The organism is Actinocrispum sp. NPDC049592 (genome assembly GCF_040675465.1).
Classification (GTDB): domain Bacteria; phylum Actinomycetota; class Actinomycetes; order Mycobacteriales; family Pseudonocardiaceae; genus Kibdelosporangium.
Window position 1 is genome coordinate 1,455,488 of record NZ_JBFAPA010000001.1, and the last position, 11,116, is coordinate 1,466,603.

The following is an 11,116-nucleotide window of genomic DNA, read 5'->3' on the forward strand; positions in this document are numbered from 1 at the left end:
CAACGCCACCGGCCAAGCCTGTCCGAGCGGAGCGAGGACCATGAACATTGTCCGACTCGTGACCTGCTGCGGTGCAACGGGGTTCGGCGCGTAGCTCGTCCTTGGCGCATGAGCAGACGTAAAAGTGGCTTACTCCTCGCGGGGACGGTGCTGCTTCTGGGGTTGACCGCCTGCGGTTCCAGCACGAGCGGGACCAGCGCGGAGGGCAACGTGGCGGCTCCGGTGCCGGGGCTTGCGGGTTCGCCGGGCGGTGCGGGGACGCCGCCCGCGGCCAAGGACGGTGCGCAGCAGCAGAAACCGGACGACACGCCGGTTCGGCAGCGCCAGCTGATCCAGACCGCGCGGATGGATCTCGCGGTCAAGAACGACGTTTCCGATGCGGCGGCCAAGGCGCGCGCGATCGCGACCACCTCCGGTGGGTATACCGGGCAGGAGGACTCCAGCCCCGACCGGGCGTCCATCACGCTGCGGATCCCGTCGGACCACTTCGACTCGGCGCTGTCCCAGCTGGCTGAGCTGGGGCGGGTTGTCAACCAGCACAAGCAGACCGACGACGTGACCGAGCAGGTCGTCGACCTCGACGCGCGGCTGTCCACCCAACGGGCCAGTGTGGACCGGATGCGGCTGTTGCTGGGCAAAGCGTCCAGTGTGGCCGAGATCGCGCAGATCGAGTCGGAGCTCACCAGGCGCGAGTCGGACCTGGAATCGTTGCAGGGCAGGCGGGACGCGCTCGGTGGCAAGGTCGGTCTGTCCACTGTGGTGGTCTCGGTGTCGAAGGACACCGCGCCGCCGCCACCGGCCGGTGAGCCGGAACAGAAGTCCGGGTTCCTCGCCGGGCTTTCCGGCGGCTGGGCGGCTTTCGGCGACACGGCCACCGCCGTCGCGGAGACTTTCGGTGTGCTGCTGCCGTTCCTGGTCGCGCTCGGCATCCCGGCCGGGCTGTGGCTGTACTTCCGGCGCAGGCGGCGCAAGCCCGTTCTGCAGGCGCCGCTGAAGTAACAACACAGGAGCAAACACAGGGCGGCTTGAGCGAGGGGGAGTCGCGTTCTCAAGCCGCCCCGTGTCACAGGTCCCGCGGTGCCTTCGGCGGGGCGGGGGGCACCTCACCATCACCTGCGGGGATGCGGCCCGACAGGGGAGACGAGCCGCGGTGCCGCCATCGGCCGGGGAGTGCGTGGGAGCCGGCCGGTGGAAGCATCGTCAACTTGGCAGAACACCGCACCCGATCTCAAGCCTGACGGTTACCCCATTCGTGTTTTAACCGCGAAAATCAGTAACGGTTCTATTGCGGAGTCCGGTACTTGGTCAACCGGATGTGGATGCCTGCGCCGAACGTCCGCCCCTACGTGCCCCAACCGGGTGAACAGCGCCCGGCTTGGCCGGCTTCCGGCGGCCAAGCCCGTCCGAGCGGAGCGAGGACCATCAAACATGGCACGCTAAGGGCCATGGCAGTCGGAACCCTCGTTTTGCTCCGCCACGGCGAGAGCGTGTGGAACGCTGAGAACCTGTTCACCGGGTGGGTGGACGTCCCCCTGTCGGAGAAGGGCGAGGCCGAGGCCCGCCGGGGCGGTGAGCTGCTGCGGGACGCCGGCCTGCTGCCCGACCTGGTGCACACCTCGCTGCTGCGCCGCGCCATCTCCACCGCGAACCTGGCCCTGGACGGCGCCGACCGGCACTGGATCCCGGTCCGCCGCGACTGGCGGCTCAACGAGCGCCACTACGGCGCGTTGCAGGGCAAGAACAAGAAGCAGACCCTCGAGCAGTTCGGCGAGGAGCAGTTCATGCTCTGGCGCCGGTCCTACGACACCCCGCCGCCGCCGATCGACGAGGGCGACGAGTTCGGCCAGGACGGCGACGCCCGGTACGCGGGCATCGACATCCCGCGCACCGAGTGCCTCAAGGACGTCGTCGCCCGGATGCTGCCGTACTGGGACGAGGCGATCGTGCCGGACCTGCGCACCGGCCGGACCGTCCTGGTGGCCGCGCACGGCAACTCGTTGCGCGCCTTGGTCAAGCACCTCGACGGGATCTCCGAGGAGGCCATCGCCGGGCTGAACATCCCCACCGGCATCCCGCTGCGCTACGACCTGGACGAGGACCTCAAGCCCACCAACCCGGGCGGCACCTACCTCGACCCGGACGCGGCCGCCGACGCGATCAAAGCAGTGGCGAACCAAGGTCGCTAGTCACTACGGTGGCAACGACGCCTTGACACGGAAGGAGGTGAGAGCGATGGACGCCTTTGCTGACCTGCGCTCTCGCCTCGCCGTCCCGGCGTCGTCCCGGGGCTAGAGCGTCGTTGCCCCGGAAGGAAAACCCAGAAGTGTCTTCGTTGGACATCCGCCCGCTGAACCCGGGCGAGGAACACCTTTTCGACAGCTACCTCCGGCCCGCAGTGGTGGGCTTCGGGGCCTTCGGCCGCGTGTACGCCGATCTGGCGGCCAAGAACGAGTACCGTCCGGAGTGGACCTGGATCGCGGTGCGTGACGGCGAGGTCGTGGCGCGGGCCGCGTGGTGGGCCGGTCCCACCGACACCGAACCGATGACCCTGGACTGGTTCGACTTCATCGACGAGGCCGACGGCGAGGCCCTGTTGAAACAGGCGCCGTTCAAGGTCGAGTACTGCCTGGCGTTGCCGGGCGGCTGGCGCAACGACCCGGTGACGCTGGCCGCGGGGCTCGCGCGGATCGAGGTCGCGCAACGAGCCGGGATGAAGCCCGTCGTCGAGCGCTACCGCTACACGTGGACGCCGGAATGCGGGCTCCCGGAACGACCGGGGCGCCTGCAGTTCCGGGAAGAACCCGATGACGCGGTGATCGTCGAAGTCCTGCAGGCGATCCAGGAAGGCAGCCTGGACGCGCACAAGGTCGCCGACCTCAAACGGATGTCACCGGAACAAGCCGCCAAGTCCGAGCTCGAGGACCTGAAATGGTTCCCCTCGCCGCGGGAATGGTGGAAGCTCGCGTACACACCCGAAGGCGAACTCGCCGGGATTGTCGTGCCCAGCGAGAACTACGCCGCCCCAGTGGTGGGATTCATCGGCGTGGTCCCCGCGCAACGCGGACACGGCTATGCATATGACCTCCTCGTCGAGTGCACGCATCTGCTCGTCGAACAGGGCGCTGACCAGATCCTCGCCGACACCGACGCGACGAATCACCCGATGGCGGCCAATTTCCGCAAAGTGGGATATCCCATCACCCAGGAGCGCGTTTTCCTGGACTACTAGTTCCGCGCTCAGATGAGGCCCAGTTCGCGGGCGCGGGCACCGGCCTGGAACCGCGAACTGGCCCCGAGCGCGGTCATCAGCTCGGCGACGGCGCGGCGGTAGCCGCGCCGGGAAAGCCCTAACGACCGGGCGGCGGCGGCGTCCTTCAGGCCGGAACCCAGCAGTTCCAGGATCTTGGGGGCCATCTCGGACAACGCGCTGTGGTCGCGTTCGTACTCGGCGAGGTCCATCGACTCGCGCCAGGCGGCCTCGAACGCGGCCCGCACGCCCTGCACCACACCGGGGATCCAGATCACGCTGAACGTGCCGTCGCCCGGCAGGATCGCCACCCGGCGGTCCACCACCATGGTCTCGGCCAGGTCCTCGGGCGTGATGCGGACCTGCGCGCCCGCGCTCGCCACGAACCGCGCGTGTTGCGCGCCCGTCGGGTCGAGCAGAACCCCGGGCCGGTACAGCTTGCGGACCTTCGGGTTCCTCTTGCCCGGGGGCGGCGGCGACTGGTTGTGCGAGGCCCAGGTGCGCACGTCCTTCGCCGCGCAGGTGATCTCGCTCGCCTGGGCGAAGAGGTGCCAGGTGCGCTCGTAAAGCTCGCGGTGCCCGCGCAGCACGACGACTCCAGCACGTGTCTCCATGAGGCTTCTGAGTCTTCTCCGCCGACACCGCCCGGGTCAACGGGCGACATGCGGGGCGGCGGGTTCGTTCCTCTTGGACACGATCGAGTGAACAGGGGTTGACGGCCCGGCGAACTCTGCCCGGAACGGTGTCACGGGGATCACGAACGGCCCCGCCGGACTAGTACAAAGGGCGGCTCACCTGCTTACCATTCGGACGTGACCGTACCGGCCTACCTGGCCTTGTCGATCGGCCCGCTGCTGATCGGCGGCCTCGTCGGTTACATGTTCGGCCGGCGCCGCGCCCGGCGCGCGGCACGAAGGCCGGCCGGCCCCACCGTCGCCGAACTCGTTCAGCGGATCATCCACGACGCCCGCACGGGCGTCGTCGTCATGAACCGCTTCGGTGACGTCGTGCTGTTCAACCCGACGGCCGCCGATTTAGGCGTCGTGGTGAACAACCGCGTCGACGACCGGGCCCGCAAGGCCGCCGAGCTCGTCGTGGAGACCGGCGAGATGGCCGAGGTCGACCTGACCCCGGCGGAGGCCGTCCGCGGCCGCCAGCCCGCCGCCATCCGCGCCGAGATCCGGCCGCTGGGCGACGGCTTCGCCGTGATCGACGCGGCCGACGAGTCCGACGCGGTGCGCCTGGAGGCCACCCGGCGGGACTTCGTGGCCAACGTCAGCCACGAGCTCAAGACCCCGGTCGGCGCCATGGCGCTGCTCGCCGAGGCCGTCCTGGACGCCGCCGAGGACGAGGAACAGGTCCGCCGGTTCGGCGGCAAGATCCTGCGCGAGGCCACCCGGCTGGGCACTTTGGTGACCGAACTCATCGCGCTGTCCCGGCTCACCGGCGCCGAGAAGCTGCCCGAACTGACGACGGTGGACGTCGACGCCGTCGTGCGCGAGGCCCTCGGCCGCGCAACGCTCACCCTCGAACACAGCGGGGTGGAGATCGCCACCGACGGCCCCAGCGGCCTGCTCGTCGACGGCGACCGCACCCTGCTCGTCACCGCCCTGTCCAACCTGCTGGAGAACGCCGTCGCGTACTCCTCGCCCGGCAGCCCGGTCTCGGTCAGCCGCCGCCTGTTCGACGGGTACGTCGAGATCGCGGTGACCGACCGGGGCATCGGCATCGCCGACGAGCACCACGAGCGCGTGTTCGAACGGTTCTACCGGGTCGACAAGGCACGCTCACGGGTCACCGGCGGCACCGGCCTCGGCCTGGCCATCGTCAAGCACGTCGCGGCCAACCACGGCGGCGAGGTCAAGCTGTGGAGCAAACCGGGCACCGGGTCCACCTTCACCCTCCGCATCCCCGCCCGCCGGGTGGTCAACGGAGACAAAGTCCTCGCACGGGTCCCCGTGTCCGGAACCGAAATCGATGGAGGAGCGCTGTGACGAGGGTTCTCATTGTCGAGGACGAGGAGTCCTTCGCCGACCCGCTGGCCTTCCTGCTGCGCAAGGAGGGGTTCACCGCCGCCGTGGCGGGCACCGGCCAGCAGGCGCTCGAGGAGTTCGACCGCAACGGCGCGGACATCGTGCTGCTCGACCTGATGCTGCCCGGGATGAGCGGCACCGACGTGTGCAAGGCGCTGCGCCAGCGCTCGGCCGTCCCGGTGATCATGGTGACCGCCCGCGACAGCGAGATCGACAAGGTCGTCGGCCTCGAGCTGGGCGCGGACGACTACGTGACCAAGCCCTACTCGGCCCGCGAGCTGATCGCGCGGGTGCGCGCGGTGCTGCGCCGCGGCGGCGAGGGCGGCCCGGAAGGCGAGTTGCTGCCACAGGTGCTCGCGGCCGGCCCGGTGCGGATGGACGTCGAACGGCACGTGGTGACCGTGGACGGCGCCGAGGTCTCGCTCCCGCTCAAGGAGTTCGACCTGCTGGAGTACCTCCTGCGCAACGTCGGCCGGGTGCTCACCCGCGGCCAGCTGATCGACCGGGTCTGGGGCGCGGACTACGTCGGCGACACCAAGACACTGGACGTGCACGTCAAGCGCCTGCGCTCGAAGATCGAACCGGACCCGTCCTCGCCCCGCCACCTGGTGACCGTGCGCGGCCTGGGGTACAAGTTCGAGTCCTGAGGGCTGGCACACCGGGCCGCCAGGTAACGTTTCGGTCATGCGCCTAGGGGTGCTCGACGTCGGGTCCAACACCGTCCACCTGCTGGTGGTGGACGCGCATCGTGGTGCCCACCCGCTGCCGGCGCGCTCGGAGAAGACCGTCCTGCGGCTGGCCGAACGCATCACCAAGTCGGGTGACCTGTCCCGGGCCGGTGCGGACGAGCTGGTCAGGACGGTCGCGTCGGCCAAGGCCTCGGCGGCCCAGCTGGGCTGCGAGGAGCTGATGGCGTTCGCCACCTCGGCGGTCCGGGAGGCGACCAACGCCGTCGACGTGCTCGACCGGGTCCGGCAGGAGACGGGCGTCGAGCTGATCGTGCTGTCCGGTGAGGATGAGGCACGGCACACATTTCTCGCGGCACGCCGTTGGTACGGCTGGTCGGCCGGCCGGCTGCTCGTGCTCGACATCGGCGGCGGCTCGCTGGAGGTCGCCATCGGCCGCGACGAGGAACCCGACCGCGCGCTGTCGGTGCCGTTGGGCGCCGGACGGCTGACCCGCACCCGGTTCACCAAGGACCCGCCGCACCGCGCCGAGATCGCCGAGACCGCGGGCTGGCTGGAGGACCAGCTCGCCCCGGTCGCGAAGAAGGTGCTCAAGTACGGCGACCCCGATCGGGTGGTAGCGACCTCCAAGACGTTCCGGTCGCTGGCGCGGCTGACCGGTGCCGCGCCATCCTCGATGGGACCGCGCGTGCAACGGGTGCTCACCGAGGCGGGACTGCGCCAGCTGCTCGCGTTCATCTCCCGGATGTCCGCGCACGACCTGGCCGAACTGGAGGGGGTGAGCTCCAGCCGGGCGCACCAGCTGGTGGCGGGCGCGCTCGTGGCCCAGGCGGCCATGCGCACGTTCAACCGCCCTGAGCTGGAAATCTGCCCGTGGGCACTGCGCGAGGGCGTCATTTTGCGCAGACTGGATCAGACCAACGGCCCCTTGGGGTCGAAATGACGGGATCCGGCACTGGACTGTGCGGCCCGTATTGGGCACGGTGGAAGAGATGACTCGAGAGGAAGGGCCGGAGCGCACGCAGCGCACGGTGGCGGAGTTGCTGGCCAAGTACGGCGGCAACCCTGAGGAGAGCACGCCCAGGCGCCGCCGCCGCCGAGCCGACGACGCCGAGGAGACCGCCCCCCAGGCGATCATCGACCGGGTCATGTCCGACAGCAGCGGCAACCTGCCGCGCGTCGGCGCCGACGGCCAGCCCGTCGACCAGCAGGCCCAGCAGCCGCCGCAGGCCCCGCGGGCCGGGCACGCCGCGCCGACCAGCCGGCACCGGCCGGTCCCGCAGCCGTCACAGCAGCTGCCGCAACCCTCCGGGCAGCTGCCGACGCCGTCGCCGCAGCCCTCGCAGCAGTTGCCGAAGCCACAGTCGTCCCAACAGCTGCCGCAGCCTTCGCAGCAGTTGCCGAAACCGCAGCCGTCCCAGCAACTGCCGCAGCCTTCGCAGCAGTTGCCGAAGCCACAGCCGTCCCAGCAGCTTCCGCAACCCTCGCAGCAGCTGCCCCGGCCGGACCCGGCCCAGGCGTTGCAGCCGACCCAGCGGGCGATGCCGCCGGTCGCGCCGCCGGAGCGCCGGACCCGCCAGGACACCGGGCAGCGCCCGGTCCCGCAGCCTTCGCAGCAGTTGCCGAAGCCACAACAGTCCCAGCAGCTGCCCCGGCCGAACCCGCAGCAGACCGGGGGCTGGCCCGCTGCGCCCGCCGAGGCCGGTGGCCTCGCCGCGCGGCTGGACGGCCGCGCGGACAGCCGGTCCGACCTGCGTCCCGCCGAGTCGCAGCCGTCCCAGCAGCTGCCTCAGCCGTCGCAGCAGCTGCCGCGGCCGGTTCAGGACGGGATGACCGAGCAGATGCCGCGGATCTCCGACCGGCTCGCCGAGGAGGCAGGACCGCAGGCCGGCGTGGGCAACCGCACCGGGCAGCACCCGGCGCCGCACCGCGTGGCGCGCAACACCCGGCCGCCGCAGCCGTCGATGGCGATGCCCGCCCCGGCGTTCCCGCAGCACGAACCGGAGGAACGGGACAACTACCCGACCGAGTACCACGGGTTCGGCCCGGTCGCCGAGGAGACGCAGTACGTCGAAAGCCTCGACGACGACTACGACGACGACCTCGACCAGGACCGGTCGCTCAAGAACGAGCGCCCGGTCGGCGTGGACGACTTCGACGACGAGGACGAGCCGGAGAAGACGCCGTCCTCGCCGCTCAAGGAGTGGCTGTCGATGGCCGGGCAGCTGGCGATCGGCGTGATCGGCGGCGCGGCGCTGTGGCTCGGGTTCAACTGGCTGTGGGGCAAGCTGCCCACCGCGGCCCTGATCGTGGCGCTCGTGGTGACCGTCGGCATGGTCTGGGTGGTGCGCAAGATCCGCCACCAGGAGGACCTCTGGACGACGATCATCACCATGGTGGTCAGCCTGGTCATCACGATGTCACCCGTGCTGTTGAGCCGTTGAGCGCGATCCCGGTCGCGCTGTCCACCGCCTCGGTCTACCCGCAGAACGCCGCCACCGGGTTCGCCCTGGCCAAGGCGCTCGGCTACGACGGCGTCGAGGTGATGGTCTGGGCCGACCCGGTCAGCCAGGACGTCGACGCGCTGCGCCGGTGCATGCGCAACCACGACGTGCCGATCCTGGCCATCCACGCGCCCTGCCTGCTGATCACCCAGCGGATCTGGTCGCCCGACCCGGAGGTCCGGCTGCGCCGGTCGGTCGAGGCCGCGCAGGAGCTGGGCGCGCCGACGGTCGTGGTGCACCCGCCGTTCCGGTGGCAGCGCCGGTACGCCGACGGGTTCGGCGACCTGGTGGCCGACCTCGAGCAGCGGTCCGGGATCGCCATCGCGGTGGAGAACATGTTCCCGGTGAAACCGTTGGCGCGCGGGCGAAGCGTGTCCGCGTTCAAGCCGTCGACCGACCCGACCGACGCCGGGCACAGCCACTACACGCTCGACCTCTCGCACACCGCGGCCGCCGGGGAGGACGCGCTGGCGCTGGCGAAACGGATGGGCACCGGCCTGACCCACGTGCACCTGGCCGACGGGACGGGCGCGCCCCGCGACGAGCACCTGTTGCCCGGGCACGGCAACCAGCCCTGCGACCAGCTGTGCGAAATGCTGGCCGCCAACGGGTTTTCCGGACAAGTCGTGCTGGAAGTGAACACCAGGGCGGCAAAAGGTCCCGCTGAACGGGCCCGCGACCTCGCCGAGGCGTTGTTGTTCGCCCGGTTGCATCTTGACAGGTAAGCCGGTGTTCAGAAAGCCCGGCCAGGTAAAAGCGATCTTCTGACCTGGTCGTACAGTCTGTGCGTGCATCCGCTGCGATCGCTCGTTCTCGCGGCGGCGGGCAACGACGCGATCCGTCGTCTGGTCGCCACCGCCCCGGTCAGCCGGGACGTCGTGCGGCGGTTCGTGGCCGGGGAGAACACCGCCGACGCGATCCGCGTGACCCGCGAGCTCACCGGGTCCGGCCGCAAGGTGACGCTGGACCACCTCGGGGAGGACACGCAGGACGCCGAGCAGGCGGAGCGGACCGTCCAGGCCTACCTGGAGCTGCTCGACCGCCTGCACGCCGAGGGTCTCGCGCCGGCCGCCGAGGTGAGCGTGAAGCTGACCGCCGTCGGCCAGCAGCTGAGCGAGCGGCTGGCCTTGGACAATGCATCGCGTGTATGTGCTGCCGCCGAGCAGTGCGGCACCACGGTGACCCTCGACATGGAGGATCACACCACGACGGACTCGACGCTCCGCGTCCTCGCCGAGCTGCGGCGGACGTGGCCGTCGACTGGGGCCGTCGTGCAGAGCTATCTGCGCCGCACGTTGGCGGACTGCGTGGCGTTGGCGGACTCACGTGTGCGACTGGTGAAGGGCGCCTACGCCGAACCGGAGAACGTCGCATTCGGCCGTCACGAGACCGATCTGAGCTATGTGCGGTGCGCGAACGCGCTCCTGGCGGGCAATGGATACCCGATGTTCGCAACCCACGACCCTCGTTTGGTGCGTATCGTCGGCGAACGGGCGCGTTGGTATGACCGGAAGCCGGGAACCTACGAATTCCAAATGCTTTTCGGGGTGCGACCGGACGAGCAGCGCCGGCTGGCGCAGGAGGGGGAGACGGTGCGGGTCTACGTGCCCTATGGCTCTCAGTGGTACGGCTACCTCATGCGCAGGCTGGCCGAAAGACCCGCCAACACGGTGTTCTTCGCGCGCGCACTGGTCAGCCATTCGTGAACGGCCGAGGTAGTAACGTGATCTCGTTCAGTACCGCCGCCGCCGTACGCCCATTGGGCGATGGGACGTTCACCGCGGAACTGCCCGCGGAGTGGACGGTGGCCGGGAAGCCCCATGGCGGTTTTCTGCTCGCGCTGCTCGCCAAGACGGCCGTCGCCCTGCACACGGGCAATGGCACACCATTGGTGGATCCGCTCGCGGTGAGCGCGCAATTCCTGCATTCCCCCGGGGTGGGTCCGGCATTGCTGCGGACCGAGGTGCGCAAGACCGGGCGGCAGGCAACGGTCGTCGCGGTGAACCTCGAACAGCGGGGCCGCAGCTGCGTCGAGGCGGTAGTCACCACGGGCAGACTCCCGCGCGACCGTGCGGCGTGGACAGACCTGCCGAACCAGCCCGCGGAACCCCCGGGCAACGCCATCGACATCTCGACTTTGCCGTCGGCACAGATGTTCCGGCTCACCGAAGGCTGCGACGTGCGGCTGGACCCATCCGGTGCGGGGTTCCTGCACGGACACGTCGGCGACCCGTTGCGGCTGCGGCTGTGGGTCCGGCCACGGGGTGAGCACGCGGATCCCCTGTTCGCGTTGGTGGCCGGGGACATTTCGATGCCGGTGACGTTCAACCTGGGGCGGATGGGCTGGTCCCCGGCGGTTCAGCTGACGGCGTTGCTGCGGTCGCGGCCCGCGCCGGGGTGGTTGCGCATTCAGGTTGACTGCCGGGCGGTGCATGGCGCCTGGTTCGACTCGGACGCCACTGTCGTGGACTCCACGGGGCGGTTGGTGTGCCAGGCCCGGCAGTTGGCGCTTACTGCCACTACGGGCTGAAAGGGTGCCGCCGGGTCTCGCGCGGTTCGATTTTGTGCGGGGACCCCTGCGGCGCACGGGGCAGATCAAAGGGGGCAGGTCTGCGACCTGCCCCGCCGGAAAGCTTATGTGCGCCG

At 70.2% G+C, this 11,116-nt stretch carries 11 protein-coding genes; 10 read left to right on the forward strand and 1 reads right to left on the reverse strand.

What is annotated here, in order from left to right:
• The first annotated feature begins 108 nt into the window (after nt 1–108).
• From AB0J95_RS06970 to AB0J95_RS06980, 3 genes are all read left to right on the forward strand, one after another.
• Nucleotides 109–999 (forward strand): DUF4349 domain-containing protein, encoded by an 891-nt coding sequence (locus AB0J95_RS06970; protein WP_364753337.1) that lies wholly within the window; start codon nt 109–111, stop codon nt 997–999.
• Nucleotides 1,000–1,445: 446 nt separating this feature from the next.
• Complete coding sequence (locus tag AB0J95_RS06975) at nt 1,446–2,186, forward strand: phosphoglyceromutase (RefSeq protein WP_364753339.1); 741 nt, start codon at nt 1,446–1,448, stop codon at nt 2,184–2,186.
• Nucleotides 2,187–2,323: 137 nt separating this feature from the next.
• A complete protein-coding gene (locus AB0J95_RS06980; protein ID WP_364753342.1) occupies nt 2,324–3,229 on the forward strand; it encodes a GNAT family N-acetyltransferase in 906 nt (301 codons plus the stop codon).
• 8 nt (nt 3,230–3,237) lie between these two features.
• Here the strand turns inward: AB0J95_RS06980 and AB0J95_RS06985 are convergent, their stop codons facing one another.
• Complete coding sequence (locus tag AB0J95_RS06985) at nt 3,238–3,861, reverse strand: DNA-binding response regulator (protein WP_364753344.1); 624 nt, start codon at nt 3,859–3,861, stop codon at nt 3,238–3,240.
• A gap of 198 nt (nt 3,862–4,059) precedes the next feature.
• Between AB0J95_RS06985 and AB0J95_RS06990 the strand changes: the two genes are divergently transcribed.
• From AB0J95_RS06990 to AB0J95_RS07020, 7 genes are all read left to right on the forward strand, one after another.
• Nucleotides 4,060–5,241 (forward strand): ATP-binding protein, encoded by a 1,182-nt coding sequence (locus AB0J95_RS06990; RefSeq protein ID WP_364753347.1) that lies wholly within the window; start codon nt 4,060–4,062, stop codon nt 5,239–5,241.
• The gene (locus tag AB0J95_RS06995) at nt 5,238–5,927 is read left to right on the forward strand and encodes a response regulator transcription factor (RefSeq protein WP_042182430.1); all 690 of its coding nucleotides are present in this window, start codon (nt 5,238–5,240) and stop codon (nt 5,925–5,927) included. The genes AB0J95_RS06990 and AB0J95_RS06995 overlap by 4 nt, the downstream gene beginning before the upstream one ends.
• A gap of 37 nt (nt 5,928–5,964) precedes the next feature.
• Nucleotides 5,965–6,909 carry a Ppx/GppA phosphatase family protein gene (locus tag AB0J95_RS07000; RefSeq protein WP_364753349.1) on the forward strand — a complete coding sequence of 315 codons (945 nt, stop codon included), beginning with the start codon at nt 5,965–5,967 and terminating at the stop codon, nt 6,907–6,909.
• A gap of 49 nt (nt 6,910–6,958) precedes the next feature.
• Entirely contained in the window at nt 6,959–8,410 is a 1,452-nt protein-coding gene (locus AB0J95_RS07005) for a hypothetical protein (protein ID WP_364753352.1), read from the forward strand.
• The gene (locus AB0J95_RS07010) at nt 8,407–9,195 is read left to right on the forward strand and encodes a sugar phosphate isomerase/epimerase (protein ID WP_364753354.1); all 789 of its coding nucleotides are present in this window, start codon (nt 8,407–8,409) and stop codon (nt 9,193–9,195) included. The genes AB0J95_RS07005 and AB0J95_RS07010 overlap by 4 nt, the downstream gene beginning before the upstream one ends.
• Before the next feature lie 63 nt (nt 9,196–9,258).
• Complete coding sequence (locus tag AB0J95_RS07015) at nt 9,259–10,176, forward strand: proline dehydrogenase family protein (protein WP_364753358.1); 918 nt, start codon at nt 9,259–9,261, stop codon at nt 10,174–10,176.
• A 20-nt stretch (nt 10,177–10,196) separates the two neighbouring features.
• The gene (locus AB0J95_RS07020; protein ID WP_364753548.1) at nt 10,197–11,000 is read left to right on the forward strand and encodes a thioesterase family protein; all 804 of its coding nucleotides are present in this window, start codon (nt 10,197–10,199) and stop codon (nt 10,998–11,000) included.
• Nucleotides 11,001–11,116 lie beyond the last annotated feature (116 nt).